The organism is Streptococcus urinalis 2285-97, assembly GCF_000188055.2.
Classification (GTDB): domain Bacteria; phylum Bacillota; class Bacilli; order Lactobacillales; family Streptococcaceae; genus Streptococcus; species Streptococcus urinalis.
Map to the genome: position 1 here is coordinate 1,301,599 of NZ_AEUZ02000001.1, position 19,518 is coordinate 1,321,116.

General features: G+C 33.5%; 19 protein-coding genes and 1 pseudogene. 3 read left to right on the plus strand and 17 right to left on the minus strand.

Going from position 1 to position 19,518, the window contains the following annotated elements; all coding sequences use genetic code 11:
• Nucleotides 1-18: 18 nt before the first annotated feature.
• From STRUR_RS06650 to trpX, 6 genes are all read right to left on the minus strand, one after another.
• Nucleotides 19-243, minus strand: a complete 225-nt coding sequence (locus STRUR_RS06650; RefSeq protein ID WP_006740069.1) for a hypothetical protein — start codon at nucleotides 241-243, stop codon at nucleotides 19-21.
• Nucleotides 243-1,028 (minus strand): alpha/beta hydrolase, encoded by a 786-nt coding sequence (locus STRUR_RS06655; protein WP_006740143.1) that lies wholly within the window; start codon nucleotides 1,026-1,028, stop codon nucleotides 243-245. The genes STRUR_RS06650 and STRUR_RS06655 overlap by 1 nt, the downstream gene beginning before the upstream one ends.
• 106 nt (nucleotides 1,029-1,134) lie before the next feature.
• Complete coding sequence (locus STRUR_RS06660; RefSeq protein ID WP_006738720.1) at nucleotides 1,135-2,793, minus strand: ribonuclease J; 1,659 nt, start codon at nucleotides 2,791-2,793, stop codon at nucleotides 1,135-1,137.
• A gap of 175 nt (nucleotides 2,794-2,968) precedes the next feature.
• Nucleotides 2,969-3,733 (minus strand): ABC transporter ATP-binding protein, encoded by a 765-nt coding sequence (locus STRUR_RS06665; RefSeq protein WP_006739452.1) that lies wholly within the window; start codon nucleotides 3,731-3,733, stop codon nucleotides 2,969-2,971.
• An 18-nt stretch (nucleotides 3,734-3,751) separates the two neighbouring features.
• Nucleotides 3,752-4,621, minus strand: coding sequence for an ABC transporter permease (locus tag STRUR_RS06670; RefSeq protein WP_006739926.1), 870 nt, complete (start codon nucleotides 4,619-4,621; stop codon nucleotides 3,752-3,754).
• A gap of 19 nt (nucleotides 4,622-4,640) precedes the next feature.
• Complete coding sequence (gene trpX / locus STRUR_RS06675; protein WP_006739576.1) at nucleotides 4,641-5,636, minus strand: tryptophan ABC transporter substrate-binding protein; 996 nt, start codon at nucleotides 5,634-5,636, stop codon at nucleotides 4,641-4,643.
• A gap of 324 nt (nucleotides 5,637-5,960) precedes the next feature.
• On the opposite strand from trpX, the gene STRUR_RS06680 reads away from it, so the two are divergent.
• Nucleotides 5,961-7,622 carry an Rqc2 family fibronectin-binding protein gene (locus STRUR_RS06680; RefSeq protein WP_006740058.1) on the plus strand — a complete coding sequence of 554 codons (1,662 nt, stop codon included), beginning with the start codon at nucleotides 5,961-5,963 and terminating at the stop codon, nucleotides 7,620-7,622.
• A 26-nt stretch (nucleotides 7,623-7,648) separates the two neighbouring features.
• On the opposite strand, the gene budA is transcribed toward STRUR_RS06680, so the two are convergent.
• From budA to STRUR_RS06710, 6 genes are all read right to left on the minus strand, one after another.
• Nucleotides 7,649-8,368, minus strand: coding sequence for an acetolactate decarboxylase (budA, locus tag STRUR_RS06685; protein ID WP_006738427.1), 720 nt, complete (start codon nucleotides 8,366-8,368; stop codon nucleotides 7,649-7,651).
• A gap of 11 nt (nucleotides 8,369-8,379) precedes the next feature.
• Complete coding sequence (gene alsS, locus STRUR_RS06690; RefSeq protein WP_006740253.1) at nucleotides 8,380-10,056, minus strand: acetolactate synthase AlsS; 1,677 nt, start codon at nucleotides 10,054-10,056, stop codon at nucleotides 8,380-8,382.
• 104 nt (nucleotides 10,057-10,160) lie between these two features.
• On the minus strand, nucleotides 10,161-11,396 hold the full coding sequence (locus tag STRUR_RS06695; RefSeq protein WP_006738402.1) for a tetratricopeptide repeat protein: 1,236 nt from the start codon (nucleotides 11,394-11,396) through the stop codon (nucleotides 10,161-10,163).
• On the minus strand, nucleotides 11,386-12,588 hold the full coding sequence (locus tag STRUR_RS06700) for an AI-2E family transporter (RefSeq protein WP_006739275.1): 1,203 nt from the start codon (nucleotides 12,586-12,588) through the stop codon (nucleotides 11,386-11,388). Before STRUR_RS06700 ends, STRUR_RS06695 begins: the two co-directional genes overlap by 11 nt.
• Nucleotides 12,589-12,669: 81 nt before the next feature.
• The gene (locus tag STRUR_RS06705; RefSeq protein ID WP_006739038.1) at nucleotides 12,670-13,149 is read right to left on the minus strand and encodes an NUDIX hydrolase; all 480 of its coding nucleotides are present in this window, start codon (nucleotides 13,147-13,149) and stop codon (nucleotides 12,670-12,672) included.
• Nucleotides 13,142-13,621 carry an NUDIX hydrolase gene (locus STRUR_RS06710; protein WP_006739658.1) on the minus strand — a complete coding sequence of 160 codons (480 nt, stop codon included), beginning with the start codon at nucleotides 13,619-13,621 and terminating at the stop codon, nucleotides 13,142-13,144. Before STRUR_RS06710 ends, STRUR_RS06705 begins: the two co-directional genes overlap by 8 nt.
• Before the next feature lie 75 nt (nucleotides 13,622-13,696).
• On the opposite strand from STRUR_RS06710, the pseudogene STRUR_RS06720 reads away from it, so the two are divergent.
• Together STRUR_RS06720 and STRUR_RS06725 are read left to right on the plus strand one after the other, a co-directional pair.
• Nucleotides 13,697-14,710: pseudogene (locus tag STRUR_RS06720) on the plus strand (lactonase family protein).
• A 58-nt stretch (nucleotides 14,711-14,768) separates the two neighbouring features.
• Entirely contained in the window at nucleotides 14,769-14,960 is a 192-nt protein-coding gene (locus tag STRUR_RS06725; protein ID WP_006738436.1) for a hypothetical protein, read from the plus strand.
• Between the two features lie 26 nt (nucleotides 14,961-14,986).
• On the opposite strand, the gene rfbB is transcribed toward STRUR_RS06725, so the two are convergent.
• Genes rfbB through STRUR_RS06750 form a run of 5 tightly spaced genes read right to left on the minus strand, consistent with a single transcriptional unit; the run spans nucleotide 14,987 to nucleotide 19,517 of the window.
• Nucleotides 14,987-16,036, minus strand: coding sequence for a dTDP-glucose 4,6-dehydratase (gene rfbB / locus STRUR_RS06730; RefSeq protein WP_006739859.1), 1,050 nt, complete (start codon nucleotides 16,034-16,036; stop codon nucleotides 14,987-14,989).
• A 41-nt stretch (nucleotides 16,037-16,077) separates the two neighbouring features.
• Nucleotides 16,078-16,671, minus strand: a complete 594-nt coding sequence (locus STRUR_RS06735; RefSeq protein WP_006740322.1) for a dTDP-4-dehydrorhamnose 3,5-epimerase family protein — start codon at nucleotides 16,669-16,671, stop codon at nucleotides 16,078-16,080.
• On the minus strand, nucleotides 16,671-17,540 hold the full coding sequence (rfbA, locus tag STRUR_RS06740; RefSeq protein WP_006739385.1) for a glucose-1-phosphate thymidylyltransferase RfbA: 870 nt from the start codon (nucleotides 17,538-17,540) through the stop codon (nucleotides 16,671-16,673). Before rfbA ends, STRUR_RS06735 begins: the two co-directional genes overlap by 1 nt.
• Nucleotides 17,541-17,597: 57 nt before the next feature.
• Complete coding sequence (locus STRUR_RS06745) at nucleotides 17,598-18,704, minus strand: NAD(P)/FAD-dependent oxidoreductase (protein WP_006738725.1); 1,107 nt, start codon at nucleotides 18,702-18,704, stop codon at nucleotides 17,598-17,600.
• Between the two features lie 15 nt (nucleotides 18,705-18,719).
• Nucleotides 18,720-19,517 (minus strand): Nif3-like dinuclear metal center hexameric protein, encoded by a 798-nt coding sequence (locus tag STRUR_RS06750; RefSeq protein WP_006739510.1) that lies wholly within the window; start codon nucleotides 19,515-19,517, stop codon nucleotides 18,720-18,722.
• Nucleotide 19,518: the final 1 nt, after the last annotated feature.

Consider the following 19,518-nt stretch of genomic DNA (forward strand, 5'->3'; position numbering starts at 1 on the left):
TAAATTATCTCCTATTTTTTACTGATTAAATGTATTTTCAAAATGAACTAGATTAATTACTGTTTGTTTGATATTTGAAATCGTGTTTGCAAATGGTGTCGATGAATGATCTGCATAATATAACAACCCAAAAGCCAAAAGTCCAATAACAACAATAGTTTGTAAAAAGCCTAGAACAAACCGCCAAATAGCTCTAATGATAAATTTAGGTAACCATAAAATGGCTCTAAATAGTGATCTCATCAAGATAGCCTTTCTTCTTTAATATACTCAATAGGTAACCATTCAAATAAAACGTCCAATTGTTTATTCCAATAATACCATTCATGTTTACCGTGATCAGTTTTGTATTCAATGTCTAAGCCTAAAGCTTTTAAATCAGAAATAGCTTGCTCATTTGCAGAATATAGAAAGTCTTCATAGCCACACCATGCATAGAATTTTGTCTTTTTATCTGATTCACTGACCATATTTGTTAAAAAGTGTTTTTCAACATCTTTATCATCAAGTGGGCCAAAGATACCTTCCCAATAAGATAGGCTTTCTTCATTGCCATTTACTAAAGATTCTTTTGAAAAACTTAAGGCTCCTGAAAATGAAGCGGCATATGAAAACTGATTTGATTTTAAGGCTAATTTAAATGCACCATAACCACCCATTGAGAGTCCGGCGATAAATGTATTTTCCCGTTTTGTTGTCATATTTGGGAAAATACGATGCAAAACTTGCGGTAACTCCTCTATGATAGATGTATAATACTTCATACCATATGTGGTATTTGTATACCATCCTAAATCTGTAGATGGCATAACAACAATAAGATTAGTATAACGTAGGAGTCTCTCTATGTTAGTTCGTTTTTGCCATGAATTCTCATTACCACCCATTCCATGTAATAAATAAAGAACCGGAATATCGTGGTCATCAATATCTTTTTTTGCAACTTCAAATCCATCAGGATAAATAATGTTGACGCTTCTTTCCATCTCTAAACAATCTGATTGATATTCTATTTTTATTGTAGCCATGTGATTTCCCCCTTTGAAATGTTTATCATCATTATAACAAATATTCTTAAACTTCTTTAAACCCAACTGTTACTACTTAAAAAGACTGGCTAATGCCAATCTCAAATTAACGAACTTCCATAACAACTGGTAAAATTGCAGGTCTGCGTTTTGTTTGTTCAAATAAAAATTTATTTAATTCATCTCTAACGGAGCCTTTTAATTCACCCCAGTCAAATGTATCCTGAGCCAAATAATTTTCAACAGTGGTATTTACTAACTCAGCACTTTCACGTAAAATATCTCTACTTTTTTTGACATATACAAAGCCACGTGTGTTTACTTTTGCTTTAGAAACAATTTTTTTCTCTTTTTTATTAACAGTGATGGCAACTATAAAGATGCCATCCTCAGAAAGTACTTTACGATCTCTTAAAACGATATTTCCAACATCACCAATAGCATTACCATCAATCATCACATCACTTGCTGGAACTGCACCTTGATGGAAGAAACCATCTTTTTCAAAATGCATTATATCGCCGCGCTTCATAATATAGATATTTTCTGGAAGAATTCCGATTTCTTGAGCTAATTCAGCATGGGCTGCTAATTCACGATATTCTCCTTGAACAGGGAAAAGATAACTTGGTTTTAAAAGATTCATTAGCAATTGTAAATCGCGACCATTGGCATGTCCAGAGACACGAAGGTTTTGTGTTATCAGTTTAACAGAACCCCCTGCTTTGTAGATAAGATTTTCAACTCTGGCTACAACTGCTTCTTTAGCCACACTTGGTGTTGTAACAATATAAACCAAATCACCATCTTTAATTTCAATATAACGATGTCGACCATTGGCCATTTTTTGCAAGCTATTAATAGGTTCGCCCATACGTCCAGCTTCTAAAATGATTAATTCGTGGTCTTCAAATTTTGACATGTCTTTTGGTTTGATAATTAAGCGCTCGTCAGATACGGTTAATTTTTTAAGTCTAATAGCAGTACGAACAATATTTTCCACATCGTAGCCAGTTAAAACAACACGTCGACCATGTTCTGCAGCTGAGTCAAATACTTGTTGAATGCGTACTAAGTTTGAAGCTACCGCAGCAACAATGACACGTCCTTCAGCATCTCCAATAACACTGTCCATTTCTAGACCAACTTCTGATTCACTAGCTACTTGTTTGGTACTTGTTGCATTTGCTGAATCAGCTAATAAAGCTAAAACACCTTGACTGCCGATTTCAGCAAGCCTTGCTAAATCAGTTTGATAGAACTCACGCGCAGCTTGGTCGAATTTAAAGTCACCGGTATAAACAATTTGTCCTTGTTCAGTCTTGACAACAATACCTAAACTTTCCGGAATAGAATGTGTTGTTTTAAAGAAAGAAATTAATGCATCTTCAAATTCAATCTCTGTTTCGCTGTCAACCACATGAAAATTATTGAATTTTTTAGGACCATTTTTCTTAACAAATAATTTTGCCAATTCAATCGTTAGCTCTGAACCAAATACTGGTGCTTTGACTTCTGAAATTAAATAAGGCAACGCACCAATAGCATCAGCATGTCCATGGGTAAGGAAAATACCTTGAACACGATCTTTATTCTCAATTAGATAATCAAGATTTGGGATGACAACATCGACACCCAATTGTTCATTTTCTGGGTATTTTAAGCCGGTATCTAGGACAAAAATAGAGTCGTTTATTTCAACAATATAAAAGTTTTTCCCATTTTCACGAACTCCACCTAAGGCAATAATTTTTATATCACTCATGATATTCCTCTTTTAATATTATTTTTATACATACGGTCCTTATCCATAGATAAGTCGAATTACTGTTTTTGTAGTCAAAAAACTACTCATCATTATTATACCATAACTGTAGGTCTTTTTAAAAAATGGACAATTTAAAAACAAACAAAAAACTTTCCAATATGGAAAGTTTGACTCAATCAAAAAATTGATAATAATCAGCAATGGACATATTTTCTTTTGCTTCTTTATTTAAATCATTAATGATTTGCCCATTTTTCATGAGAATAACTCTGTTGCCATAAGTTAAAGCATCTTCCATATGATGTGTAATCATCAAAGCTGTCAATGCTTGTTTTGTAACAAACTCATCAGTTAGTTTCATTAAAGAAACACTTGTTTTAGGATCTAAAGCTGCTGTATGCTCATCAAGTAATAATAAATCTGGACGTTTCAAAGTTGCCATTAAAAGGCTCAATGATTGCCTCTGACCACCTGAGAGTAAACCAGTTGGTGTATTTAAGTGTGTTTCCAAACCATTTCCAACTCGTGAAATGAGAGACTTATATTCCCCTTCAAATTTTGTTAACTGTCTTGATTTAAACAGTCTTTTTTGACCTCTTTGTTGTGCAACTAATAAATTTTCAGCTACTGTCATTCGAGGAGCAGTTCCCATTTTAGGATCTTGAAAGACACTTGACAAATATTTAGCTCTTTTTTCAGCTGGTAGATGAGTCACATCTTCACCTAAAATTTGGATAGTACCACTAGTCAATAGCAACGTACCAGAAATCACATTGAATAAAGTTGACTTCCCAGCTCCATTACCTCCTAGAATTGTAATAAAATCATGTTCATATATTGTTAAATTAACATGATCAAGAATTAATTTCACTTCATTATAGCCATTGTTGACAGCAACTGTTGCGTCAATGAGTTCTACTATTTTTTTCTTTGTCATTTTGTTAATTGCACTCCTTCATTTTGTTAATTGCACTCCTTTAAATATCTTTTTCTTAAAGACTGGTACCATTAAGCAAATTGCTAAGACGATGGCACTGAACAATTTAAGGTAGTTGGTATTAAATCCTAAACTAATAACAGCTGTAATCAAGAATTGATATAATATTGAACCTACTACTATAGCAATAAGACGTTCAAGTAAAGTAAGATCAATTGAGTAAAGAACTTCACCAATAATAATACTAGCTAAACCAATGACGATAACACCGATTCCTTTTGAAACATCAGCATAGCCATCTTGTTGACTAACTAATGCACCAGAAAGTGCAATTAAACCATTTGAAATAACAAGTCCCATAACTTCCATCTTGTCCGTTGAAATCCCAAAACTTTTTGCCATATCGTGATTATCACCTGTTGCAATGTAAGCTTGTCCTAAATTTGTGTATAAGAAGAAAATAAGACTAGCTATGACAAGTACAACTACAATTAATCCAAGAATGAGTAAATTCAGATCAGATTGAAATGGGAAAAAGTCTTTTAATGTTTTAATATCAACCAGTCCTAAGTTTGGTCTTTTCATAACCATGAGCATAATCGAATTACAAGAAGTCATGACTAAAATTCCTGCCAAAATAGTTGGAATTTTTCCTTTGGTATAAAGTAATCCTGTTACCAAACCAGCCAAACAACCAGAAAGCATACCAGCAATAGTTGCTAAAACTGGATTTATGCCATGATTCATCAGTGTCACAGCGACCGCACCACCTAATGGGAAGGAGCCTTCCGTTGTTAAATCTGGGAAATTGAGGATTCTAAAAGTTAAGTATATCCCCAACCCTAAAATTCCCCATAATAAACCTTGTGATACTGCAGAAATTACCATTTTTTCTCCTCTTTCTATCCTACTTCACCGCAATATCAGCTTTTTTAGCTAATTTTTCAGGTATATCAATGCCTAATTCTCTAGCAACTTTTAGATTTAATGTTGGTGTCCCTCTGTCCACAACTTTTACAGGAACTTGAGAAACCTTTTTACCAGATAAGATTTTTATAGCGACTTTTGCGGTTTCAACACCTAATTGGTATTGATTTTGTGCGATTGAAGCAATGCTTCCTTCTTTAACCATGGTATCTACACTTGAATAGATAGGTATTGATTTTGCTTTAGCAGCTGTCACTACTGTCGAAAATGCACTAGCAATGGTATTATCCTGAGGAACAAAAACAGCATCCACGCGACTTGTCATGACTGACATGGTTGTTGCAATTTCATTTGTTGATGGAACTGCAAATTTTTCAACTTTTAAACCAACTGTTTTGGCTTCTTTTTCAAATTGTGCTACTTGAGATACAGAATTATCTTCATTACTAGCATAGAGAACACCAACTGTTTTGACATTAGGTGTCAATTCTTGAATGAGAGAGACTTCTTGCTTTATAGGAAGTGAATTTGATAACCCTGTCACATTACTGGTTGGTTTCTTCAAATTTTTGACAAGTTTTGCACCAATTGGATCCGAAACAGCTCCCATCACTACTGGAATATCTTTTGTAACAGATGCTAACCCTTGAGCAGCTGGTGTTGCAATACCAATGAGTAAATCATTTTTATCTTGAACCAATTGTTTACTCATGGTTTGGATTTTACTTTGATCAGCTTGCGCATTCATTAATGTCATTTTGACTTTTTTTCCAAAATAACCACCATCGGCCAAGCCATCTTCGACACCTTTTTTAATCTGGTCTAAAGCCTCGTGTGTCACATACTGCAAAATACCGATTTTAACAACTTGATTTTTAGAACCTCTTTGGATTTGATTTTTATTTTCTGAAATAATTGATCCTATTACTAGAAGCGTTAATACAATCAAAGTCCCAATTAAACTTTTATTTTTCATGGATTTCCTTTACTCTTTTCTTTTAAAATTCATACAAAAAAGCACCTAGTATTTCTACTACGCGCCTTTTTTTATTAACTAAGAAACTGCGCATAGATACTTTTTAGATGTACTCTAAAAGTCGTATCTATGCAAAATTCATAAACACAACTTTATCTATACCAGCTTTGCCAAGATTGTAAGTGTTTTTGAGTCATTTCTTAGTCTTCCTTTCATTTTTTTAATTATTATAAAATAAATTCAGAATATTGCAAGTGTTTTTAAAAAATAATCTCAATTTTCTTATGGTATAATAGGTATTATTTACATAGGAAGGAAGAAACCATGTCATTTGACGGATTTTTCTTGCACCACTTAACAAAAGAACTTAAAGAAGCTTTACTTTATGGACGTATTCAAAAAGTCAACCAACCATTTGAGCAAGAATTAGTTCTCACTATAAGAAATAAGCGCAAAAATCATAAATTACTATTATCAGCTCATCCAGTCTTTGGACGATTACAGCTAACAGAAACTGACTTTAAAAATCCACAATTTCCAAATACCTTTACGATGATTATGCGAAAATATCTACAAGGTGCAACGATAGAACAAATCGAACAAATTGAAAATGATCGGATTATTGAATTTACTGTCTCCAATAAAAATGAAATTGGGGATGCTATCAAGGTTACCTTGATAGCTGAGATTATGGGGAAACATAGTAACATTATTTTGGTAGATAAAAATGAATCTAAAATCATAGAATCTATCAAACATGTTGGATTTTCTCAAAACTCATACCGTACTATTTTGCCCGGTTCACTTTATATTTACCCACCAAAAACAAATGCGGTCAATCCATTTACAGTTTCTGAATCAAAATTATTTGAAATACTACAAACTCAAGAATTGAGTCCCAAAAACCTTCAGCAACAATTTCAGGGATTAGGAAGGGATACTGCTACATTCTTGTCGTCCCAATTAACCAATGATAAATTAAATCAATTTAATCAGTTTTTCCATCAGCAAACAAATCCCAATGTCACTGAAAAATCGTTTTCTTGTGTCTCATTTGGACAAGCAAAAAGATACTTTAACACATTATCAGAGCTTTTAGATTATTTTTACAAAGACAAGGCTGAGAGGGATAGGGTTAGTCAGCAAGCTAGTGATTTGATTCACCGTGTCCAAAATGAACTGGAAAAAAATAAAAATAAGCTCAAAAAACAAATAGCAGAATTAGAAGCAACTGAAAATGCTGAAGAATTTAGACAAAAAGGTGAGTTACTAACAACCTACCTGAATCAAGTCCCAAATAATCAAGATACGGTAACTTTAGATAATTATTATACAAATAAACCTCTAACCATTAAACTGGATTTAGCATTAACACCAAATCAAAATGCCCAACGTTATTTCAAACGCTATCAGAAATTGAAAGAGGCTGTAAAACATCTAAGTAGTTTGATTGAAGAGACAAAACAAGTCATTCAATACTTAGAAAGTGTTGATTACAATCTTTCTCAAGCAAATCTTGAAGAAATTGAAGAAATCAGGGAAGAATTAATTCAATCTGGTTTTATAAGACGTCGTTCTGGTGATAAACGCCAGAAACGTAAAAAGCCTGAATCCTATTTAGCCAGTGATGGTAAAACCATTATTATGGTTGGACGCAATAATCTTCAGAATGAAGAATTAACCTTTAAAATGGCCAAAAAAGGGGAACTTTGGTTTCATGCTAAAGACATACCAGGTAGTCATGTTATTATAAAAGATAATTTAGACCCAAGTGATGAAGTTAAAACAGATGCGGCCGAGCTAGCTGCCTATTTTTCAAAAGCAAGACTATCAAATCTTGTCCAGGTCGATATGATAGAAGCTAAAAAACTTCATAAGCCTAGTGGTGCTAAACCTGGGTTTGTCACTTATACTGGGCAAAAAACATTAAGAGTAACTGCCAATAAAGAAAAAATTGATAGTATAAAAATTCAACTAAAAAAATAAAACTGAGCTAACTCAGTTTTATTTTTTTATTCGACATTATTAATATCTTCTTTTAAAGCTTCAACATCAAATGAAGTTGCTTTAAAAATGTCATTATCACTGGGAAAATCTTGTTCTAAAGCATCTACTTGGCCAATTTCAGCTTGACCTTTTGTTAATACAAAGTCCATCACATGACCACCAAAAGTATGATCATCTGAAAGAAAGTGAAGATGATACCCTGCAACTGTTACACCATGAAAGAGTTCAGGTGCCCAGAAACCAACTAATGTACCGGACACTGACTCTTTTGTAAACTCAGGCTGACAACTTGCTACTTCTGCAAAACCCTTTCCAAGTGGTGATTTTGGTATCATGCGAATATGCATTTTTTCAAATTGACCAGATACTTTTATAGACTGAAATAAATTAGCACTTGAAAAATGGGATTCTAGAAATCTCATTAAGTCAATGTCTGTCATTGACTGTTCAATTGCAACTTTTTGATCAGCATGATGGTTTAGAACGGCACCATAAGGAATCGTTTCATCTCCTTTGAGCTCAATAACTTCTGCTTCTTTTCCAGTACCAATGCATTGATATGCCTTATTATCTAAAACAATCAACTCACCATCGATACTATCCAAAGTTCCAATGCCAAAGTCCCCATGTGATAATAGTTCATTAATGGTCATTGTTCCTTGGTAAAGACCAGCCATCAAAGCTGCTAATGTATTATGTTGGTATAGAATTGTTTTATTTGACATATGACACCTTCTTATTCAAATTCATCAGGTAAAATAGTTTCACCTAATTTCACATTATCTTTATAATCAATTGGAACATCTATTAAAACAGGTCCATTTTGAGATTCTTGGATAGCCTTTCTTAGCGTTTCTTCAAATTCTTCTTTGCTATTAACTTGGTACCCTTTTGCTCCAAAAGCTTCTGCATATTTTGCAAAATTAACATCACCAAGTTGAATTCCTGCTGAACGACCATATTTCATTTCTTCTTGGAACTCAACCATATTATAACGGCCATCATTCCAAATAATATGGACAATTGGTAATTTCAAGCGAACGGCTACTTCTAATTCTTGCGCAGTGAACAAGAAACCACCATCACCTGAAACAGAAATAACTGTTTTATTAGGTCTTACTAAAGCTGCAGAAATAGCCCATGGTAAAGCAACACCAAGTGTTTGCATACCATTTGAGAATAAGAGATGACGAGCTTCATAAGATTTGAAGTAACGAGCCATCCAAATGTAGTGACTACCAACATCAACCGTAACTGTCATATCATCTTTTGTTTGTTCTTGAAGAATATCAATCACGTCAAGAGGATGAACCAATCCTTCAGCTGAATTACGATCAAACTTAATATCGCCATCCAGGTTTTTCTTTAGGTTTTGGAGATAATCAACTGAACCCTCTGGTAATTTATAACCGTTTACCGCAGGTAAAAGAAGGTCCATTGTATCTGAAATGGATCCAATCAATTCGCGCTCTGGTTGGAAATAGGTGTCAATTTCAGCCTCAGCTACATCAATTACGATAATTCTAGCTGAAATTTCAGCATTCCAATTTCGAGCTTCATACTCAATTGGATCATAACCTATTGCGATAACAAGATCAGCTTTTTTTAGTAGCATGTCCCCTGGTTGGTTACGGAATAAACCAACACGACCAAAGAAGGTTTCTTCTTCTAAATCTCTTGAAACGATACCAGCTCCTTGGAAGGTTTCAACAACTGGAATTTTCACTGAATCTAGTAAACGTCTGATAGAAGCAGTAACTTTTTCTCCAGAAGCACCATTACCTAAAAGTAAAACAGGTAATACGGCATTACGTATAGCTTGTGCTAAATAATTGACATCTTCGACAGAAGCCGAACCTAATTTTGGTTCTGTAAGTGGTTTGATTGCATTTACGCTAACTGGGCTATCAGTAACATCTTGAGGAATTGAAATAAAGCTCGCACCTGGTTTCCCAGATTTTGATTTACGATAAGCATTTGCAATTGTTTCTGATAAGGTATTGGCATCATGAACTTCTGCTGAATATTTTGTAATGGGTTCTAGCATAGCAACATTATTCATTGATTGATGTGATCGTTTCAACAAATCCCCACGTTTGACTTGTCCACCAATAGCAAGAACTGGATCACCTTCTGCTGTTGCAGTTACAAGACCAGTTGCAAGGTTTGAAATACCAGGACCACTCGTTGCGATAACAACACCAGGTTCTCCAGTGATTCGTCCAATCCCTTGTGCCATAAAGGCAGCATTTTGTTCATGTCTAGAGACAATCAGTTGTGGCCCTTTATCTTCTAAAGTATCAAAAATTCGGTCAATTTTTGCACCTGGAATACCAAATACATATTTGACATCATGATTAATGAGGCTATCTACTACTAAATCAGCCCCATATGTATTATTTGAATCTGTCATTACATTTCCCCTCATATTAGAATACTCTTCTATTATAGCACTAACTATCTTAAACTTTGTGAAATTAAATTGTGAAATTTTTCATCAAAATTTCACAATTGTTTTTATTCATCCAACTGATCAAGAAAGTCTTGCATATTGATGTCGTCAGGAACTATGCTTAAGTAATGTTGGATCATTTGTTTAGCTTCCTCTATATAACCATATTCTCTTAATAAGATAGCATATTCTTGAAGAAATTCTGGATTATCTGCCAAATCATCTTTAATCGTTTGATATGCATTAAAAGCTTCTTCCTCTCGGTCTAATGCTTTAAAAGATTTAGCGATATTCCACTTTGTCAATACAGTTTCGATCTCTTCAGTTTCTAGTTTGAGTACATCATCAAAACGTTCTTGCTCCACATAAAGATTGGTTAACCTCAACAGAACTTCTTCTTGATCCTCAGCAATTTCATAAGCCCTTAAAAGATATGTTTCTGAATCCTTTTTATGATGATTTTCATAACTCAATTGTGATGCTAACAAAAGTAATTGCAAGTCATACTCATTTTTTCGGATACCTTGTTGCGTTACTTTGAGTGCATCTTCTATTTGATTATCAGCATGTAAAGAAAGTGCATAACCATACTCGTAACCTTCAAAATCAGGATTCATAGTATCTAATTGTTTGAAATATAAGTTAGCTTTTTGATATGCTTCTTGTTCGTATAGGATAGTTGCTAATTCAAAAACTGTCTCATCATCATAAGAAATGGTCAATGATTTTTCTAAAAACTCAATAGCTACTTCAAACTTTCCTAGTGCCGCATAGGCTCTTCCAATTCTTTGATAAGTTGAAATGCCTGTCTGGGCGAGTATTTCTCTATTGTCTAATTTTGCATATTCTTTGATAGCCTCATCGAAGTGACCTAAAGATAATTCAATCTCTGCTAAACCAAAAATGACAATAGGATCCTGCGATAGTTGACTTGCCAAGATTAATTTTTCTCTAGCCACATCTGTTAAACCCTCAAGATCATATAAATCAGCCATAACTAATAATGCAGACAAATAAGAATCATCATCAGGAGCAATTTGATCTAAATATAAGAAGGCTTCCTCAATATTCCCATCTTCGGCAGCAATTTGAGCAAGATTAATGTTTACATCTGGAAATAATTCTTTTTTAGACAAATAAATTTTTTTAGCGTGATCCAAAAAACCGATACCTTCTAAGTATTGAGCTAGTGATAACAAAACATCATCAGGATCATTTTTCAGTGCTTTGAGAAAGTATTTCTCAGCATGCTCTAAATCTTGATTATCAATAGATGTAATCATTTTTTCACTATTTAACATCTAATTTTACTTCCTTTTTCTTTTCTTTTTTCTTTACAATGATTATTTTTTCCTCAGGGTAAAGACCACTAACTTTTTTATACCAATCAAATACTTCTTTGGCAATTACTTTGATTGAAGCATAAATCGGAATGGCTAAAAATACTCCCCAAACACCAAACATAGAACCAGCTACTAAAAGTAAAAACATAATGGTAATCGGATGGATTTTTAGTTTATTTCCAAGAACTAAAGGAGTAACAAACCGTCCTTCAATGGTCTGTTCAATCATAAAAATGAGTAAAACTTTTACAAGCATCAAAGGACCTTGCACAATCCCCATTATGACAACAGGAACCATCGCTAAAAAGCTACCTAGATAAGGTACCATATTTAAGACACCTGCTATCACTCCAAATGTTACAGCATAACGTAATCCAACAATACTAAACATAATGGAAAACATAATACCTACTAGGACAGCAACAGTTACTTGTCCCTGAACGTAACCTGATAATTGTTTATTAATATCTCCTAAAACGCGAGCAATTGGTTGTCTCCATTTTGTTGGTAAAACAGCAACAAGACCATCTTTCATTCTGCCACTATCTCTTAAAAAGTAAAATAAAATAAATGGTGAAATAATAATAGCTATCGTAACACGTGCAATAGCACCTGCAAAATCACCTGCCCAAGTAATGGCATTTTTTGAAAAACTCTCTGCGTAACTAATTGCTTTAGCACTGATATTATTAATCATTGATTGTACTTCTGATTTGTAATTTACCAGCCCATTATCTTTAAGAAATGCAGCCGTTTTTGTATTCACTTTTTCAACATAATCTGGCAAATTTTTAACAAAAGTGGTTAATTGATTCTGAATGGTAGGAAATACTCCTGAAATTGCCCAAATTAAAAAAAGAACAATTATGGCAAAAACAATTAGAATAGAAAGGGTTCTTTTAACACCACGAGATTCAATAAAATCTATTAAAGGTTTTGTTAAATAATATAAAATGGTAGAAATCACCAAAGGTAACATGATAATTTCTAAGAATGTTAGAATGGGTTTAAATAGAAAAGCAATTTTCATAAAAACAAAAATCGTTAAAAAAACGAACAATGTTATGATGATGGAAACCACTGCTTGATTATTTAAAATCCACTTATAAAATAATGTGTCTTTAAAAGAGGTCTTCTCTTTATCTGTCATTAACGACTCCTTTTCATTTTTAGTCAAAAAATAAGTATCTGGTTAATTATATCATCTTATATGGACAATTTCATATGAAAACTAGAGAGAATCATTTGCTACCAGTTGAAAATGCTTAACCTGACCATTCCATTTTGGTAATTCTTCCGCTAAAAAATGAGGGGTGATTTTGACTTTTTCTAATTCATCAAGCGTGAACCAAACAATTTTTCTTTCTTTTAAATCATCACCAATCACTTTTTCAGCATGAATGTCCTCTGTTAAGGTAACAAAATAAAGAAACTCAATTTGATGAAAATTTCGACCATCAATATTAAATTGATTCTCAAGAACATAAGCTAAATTCTTTACTTGACAAGTTACTCCCATCTCTTCTAATAGTTCTCTTTTAACACCATCTTGTGTTAATTCATTGACCAGAATAGCTCCTCCTGGCAAATAATAGTGATCAGCATACTCTGAAAAGTAGGTTAATAATTTATTATCTTTAATAATAATAGCTGATGCTCTGACACCATATGTTTGTTGATCGTCAATAACTCTAAAATCCTGATTAGTCATAGAATGTCACATCCTTTTCAATTAATTCTTGATTGCTGTCATATGTGAATTTTGCTGAAAAAAATGGTTTATCTTCTAAAATCCATTTAAAGATTTCATAATCACCTTTCCAGGTAGGCTTGTTTAAAACTTGATTATAGGGCACCCACTCTAGTGTTCCTTCTCTTGATTCTTCATCAGAAATTAATTCCCCTTCAAAATCAGTTACTTTAAAAACATAGGTATACCAATCGTGACCCGGTGTGAATTCAGGAAACGTAATCACCCCCTTAAAATCCATTTTTTTGACCTTCAAGTGTGTTTCTTCGAATATTTCTCGAATAGCACACTGATCAGGAGTTTCACCAGCTTCAAGTTTTCCTCCAACGGAAATCCATTTGCCTTCATGCACGTCATTTTCTTTTTTATTACGGTGTAAAAGTAATAACGATTTTCCATTGTCTATGTAACAAATCGTTGCTAATTTTGTCATGATTTATCTCCTTACTTTTTTTATATTATATCATGAAAAAGTGCTATAATTTCAGTAAAGACTTGGAGGATAAAAATGTCAGAAAACTTATACTTTGGAACCTATACCAAACGAAAATCAAAAGGCGTTTATAAAGCACAATTTGATGCTAATAGTGAAAAATTTACTTCTATTGAACTTTTTTTTGAGTAAGAAAACCCTAGTTATCTTGCAGTATCAAAAGATGGAGATATCTTTACAGTATCCAATCAAGACGGTAAAGGAGGTATAGCATACTACACTAATGATGGTAAACTCGTCAATAGAATTTTAGAAGACGGTCCAGGATTGTGTTACATTGGTTTCGATGCTGACCGCCAATTGGTCTTTGGTGCCAATTATCATAAAGGTCAAGTATTAGCTTATCACTATTCTAAAACAAGTGGCCTTAGACTGACAGATAAAATACAATTTAAAGGAAGTGGTCCTCATCCAAACCAAGAAAAATCTCATTTGCACTTCTGTGATTTAACTCCAGATGCTTATCTGGTAACATGTGATTTAGGGACTGATATGGTTAGAACTTTCGATATCAGTAGTGGTGGAAAGTTAAAACAAATTGCTGAGTATCATGCACATAGTGGCTCTGGTAGTCGGCATATCGTTTTTCATCCTCATAATAACAAAGCCTATTTACTTGGTGAACTAGACGCCAGTGTTGAAGTTCTTGATTACTTAGGCAAAGGTCAGTTTCAACACTGTCAAACAATCTCAAGTCTTCCTCATGATTATTCTGGTTTTAATGCTTCTGCTGCAATTCGTCTAACATCTGATGGCCGTTTTTTTTACGTTAGTAATCGTGGTCATGATTCAATTGCTTCCTTTGAAGTTGGAGAAAATGGAAAACTGACTTTATTAGCTATTTCCTCTAGTTTTGGTAAGACACCAAGAGATTTTAATTTCAGTATGAATGAAGATTATGTTATAGTCAGACATCAAGATTCGGATAATGTTTCCATTTTTAAAAGAGATCAAACAAATGGAAAACTTGATTTAATTTCAAAAGAGACTATCATTCTCGAAGCCATTTGCGTAGCAAAAAGCCAATAAGTTGATTATAGATTTGCTTTGTGATTAAATAAAAGAAAAATGATAAGAGGTATTTCAAATGAAACCACAAGAACTATTTGACCAAGTCAAAGAAATGATTGCAAAAAAAGACTTTTCATCAGCAAAAGATTTTATTGAAGACCATAAAGAAGACCTTGGTGAATACTTTGATAAAGCTAAAGACCTAGTTGAAAATTCTGATGCTGTTAGCGGAGTGATTGATAAGGTAAAAGGAATTTTCGGTAAATAAAAAAACATACCAATTGGTATGTTTTTTTATTTTGAAAGCACTTCTTGCGTTTTAGCGTAATTTGCTTCAACGGCTTCTTTTTCTGATTTCCACCAATCTTCATGATCTGTATACCATTTAATAGTGTCTTCTAAACCTTGTTCAAAGTTTGTAAATTCAGGTGACCAGCCCAATTCTTCACGTAGCTTAGTAGAATCAATGGCATAGCGCAAATCATGACCTGCCCGGTCTGTAACATGGTCATAGGCATCTTTAGGTTGACCCATTTTTTCTAAAATTAATTCAAGAACTTCTTTATTATTCTTTTCGCCATCAGCACCTATAAGGTAAGTTTCGCCAATACGGCCTTTCGTTAGGATTGCCCAAACACCAGTTGAATGATCATTTGTATGAATCCAGTCACGAACATTTTTACCTTCACCGTATAATTTTGGTTTAATTCCAGAAAGAATATTAGTGATTTGACGTGGAATGAATTTTTCAATATGTTGATATGGTCCATAGTTATTAGAGCAATTTGAAATGGTTGCTTTAACACCAAAAGAACGTACCCAAGCTTTAACAATCAAATCAGATGCAGCTTTCGTTGAAGAATAAGGTGATGACGGGTTATATTTTGTTTCAGCTGTGAATTTTTCACCCTCACCTTCACCATGTCCTGGTAAATCTTCACGAAGAGGTAAATCTCCGTATACTTCATCAGTTGAAACATGATGAAAACGAATATCATATTTACGAGCTGCTTCAAGCAATGTGTAAGTACCAATAAAGTTAGTATGAATAAATGGACTTGGGTCTTTTAATGAGTTATCATTATGACTTTCTGCAGCATAGTGAACAATAGCATCAGCTTTTGAAGCTAGTTTATCAACCAATTCAGCATCTGCAATGTCACCAACAACTAACTCAACGCGATCTCCAAGAATTTCTTCAAGATTTGCACGATTTCCAGCATAAGTTAATTTATCAAGTACTGTGACATGTACTTCTGGATGATTATTATAGACATAATGCACAAAGTTAGAACCGATAAATCCAGCTCCACCTGTTACAATAATATTTTTATATTCTGACATGATTTTTCCTTATCATTTTAATACTAAAAGTAAATTATAGTTTATAAGTCTTCTTTTTTCAATGGTTTTACATCTTTGAGTAATGGATGATTTTTATCAGCTTCAGAAACCTCAGCTTCTCCGAGATTTTCCCAAGTGATCCCTAGACTTGGATCAGCATAATTTACAAAGGCATACTTTGGTTTTAACTCTAATGCCCAGTAATCATTTACTAGATAACTATAGGAAACTTTATCTGATAAAACTTGAAAACCATTAGCAACACCACGGGGGACAAAAATACCCTTAGAAGCATCAATAATCGTTTGGTAAACTTGACCAAATGAATCTCCTTCACGAAGATCAACCCATGTTCCTAACACTTTTCCTTCATCTGCAACGGAAATGTATTTATCCCATGGTTCGGCATGAAGTCCTCGTAAAACATTTTTTCTAGAAAAAGAGACATTATTTTGTAGCTTTCCTTCAGCAAAAAAACTTTCTGGAAAACCAAGAGGAATCATTTTTTCTTTTTGAAAATTTTCTTTAAACCATCCACGATTATCTCCATGAATCGGAATATCAAACTCTAATAATCCTGGAATAGCTTCAATGTGACGTACTGCTAATTCCTTACCAAAAAATTCTTCTGACATTAAGCTTCTCCAATCAAACGGAGCAAATATTGCCCGTATTCATTTTTCTTAAGTGGTTGTGCTAATTCTAAAACTTGTTCTTTTGTGATATATCCCATACGATAGGCAATTTCTTCAAGATTTGCAACTTGTGCATTTTGAAGTCTTTGAACAGTTTCAATATATTGTGCAGCTTCTAGTAAACTTTCATGTGTCCCAGTATCCAACCAGGCAAAACCACGTCCCATTAATTCAACAGAAAGGTCGCCACGATCAAGATAAGCTTTATTGACATCCGTAATTTCTAATTCACCTCTAGGAGATGGTTTAATATTTTTTGCAATGTCAACAACATCATTATCATAGAAATATAAACCAGTTACAGCAAAGTTTGATTTTGGATGTTCAGGTTTTTCTTCGATAGAGATAGCATTCATCTGCTCGTCAAATTCAACAACACCAAAACGTTCTGGATCTTTCACTTGGTAGCCAAAAACAGTAGCGCCTTTTTCTTTGGATGCAGCATTTTGCAACATTTTAGTTAAACCATTTCCATGATAAATATTGTCACCTAAAATAAGTGCAACATTATCATCACCAATAAAATCTTCACCTATAATAAATGCTTGTGCAAGTCCATCTGGGCTAGGTTGTTCAGCATATGATAAATTGATACCAAATTCTGAGCCATCACCAAGTAAGTCTTCAAAACGAGGAAGATCTTGAGGTGTTGAGATGATGAGTATGTCTTTAATACCAGCCAACATTAAGGTAGACAATGGATAATAAATCATTGGTTTGTCATAAATTGGCATAAGTTGTTTTGATGCAGCTCTAGTCAATGGATATAAACGCGTTCCAGAACCGCCTGCAAGGATAATACCTTTCATATTTAATCTCCTACTTCATTTCATTCTTACTTATTTTAACACTTTTTGAAAGTGCTGTCACTTCTGACCATATTTTACATAAGGTTTGGGGTCATAGTCAGTGATTGAAAAACTGGTTTCTTGTCCACAAACCATAAGTGAAAGTTCTTTTCCAATTAATGGACCTATAGTTAAACCAGTCGATCCTAACCCTGATGCAACAAAAACGCCTGGCAACTCTTCAATTTCACCAAAAAATGGTGAAAAATCACTGGTATATGCTCTAGTCCCTACGCGATATTGAACATTTTCAGAATTTGCAATATCAGGAACATAGTAAGATGCCTCATCTTTATGCCGCTTAAGAATATCTTGGTCGATATTAATATTAAAGCCTTTTTCATTTTCATGACTTGCTCCAATAGTGAGTCTGCCATCTGAAAAAGGAATAATATCAATTTCACCTTCGGGCATAATGACAGGATAACGATCAAAGGAATATTCCTTTAAGTAAAAATCACTCAATTGACCCTTCTGCGGTCTTATATCAACATCAAATCCAAGAGGTTCTAATAACTCTTTTGTCCAAGCGCCAGCAGCTATAATAACTTTATCAAAGATTTGCCCATTAATAACATATTGATTAGATTTCGTTTTTGATATATTGACTTTTTCATTAATAAGCTTAAATTGACTAGCTTTAATTAATGTTTTTGTCAGTAAAGCACCATCTACTTTTGCACCACCAGAAGCAAATAAAACAGGCTTATGATAGTTCAATAATGGGATAATAGTTTTTAGTTCCTGAGGTTCGATAATTCTTAAATCACCAATAATAGGGGATTCTATCTGTCGTTTAAGAGCAATTTGATATAATTCTTCTAATTTATCTTGATCTTTTTTTAAAACAATGACACCTGTTTGATGATAAAAATCAGTATTAATGGTATTTTTTTGTAAATCATTCACTAAATCAAGGTAAAAATCAGCTCCTTTTCGAGCAAGAAAATACCAGCTTTTATTTCGTCTCTTTGAAAACCAGGGACTTATAATACCTGCAGCTGCTTTAGTTGCTTGACCGTTACCGTCATCAAAAATAGTAACATCATGTTGATTTAATTGTGACAAATAGTATGCTGCACTTGCACCTACGATACCAGCTCCAATTATTGCAATTTTTGACATCTTTACCTCTTTTTCTCAAACTAGATGACTAAAGGGATTTGTATCAGATTGGCTCTCTAAAATAGTAACATCCCAGTTATGTTTAACTTTCCATTCTTGACATTTTTCTGCAATCTTAGAAATAAATAATGCTTCAATATGATGTCCAGGATCAATTGCATAAAGATTATTTGTAAGCATTTCCTGAGCTGTATGATAATAAATATCACCAGTTATATACACATCAGCTCCTTTTTCCAGTGCAGATTTATAAAAATCATCACCACTACCACCACAAATAGCAACCCTTGAAACAGATGGATTTTCTTGGTTATATCTCACTAAACGAATAGCATCTAAATGGAATACCCTTTTTACTGTTAAGGCAAAATCTTCTAAGGTCTGGGTTTTAACATTACCTATCCGTCCAATGCCAATATTCAACTCTTGATTAGTTATGGATAATGGACTTGTTTCTTTTATTTCCAACAAATCACAAAACCAATCATTTAAACCACCATCAATGATATCAATATTAGTGTGACTAACATAAACTGCTATATCATTTTTCACTAATGCTAATAAAATATCAGACTGAGGAGATGATACCAAATCTTTAATACTTTTAAATATTGGTGCGTGTTTTGTAATAATGAGATCAACATTTTTTTGAATAGCTTCTTTAACTGTTGTTTCTCTCACATCAAGTGTAATCATCACCCTTTTTATCTCTTTATCGAGTGTCCCTATTTGTAATCCAACCACATCACCAGACATAGAATAATTTTGTGGACAAAAAGATTCATATTGATTGATAAGGTCAAAAGCTTTCATG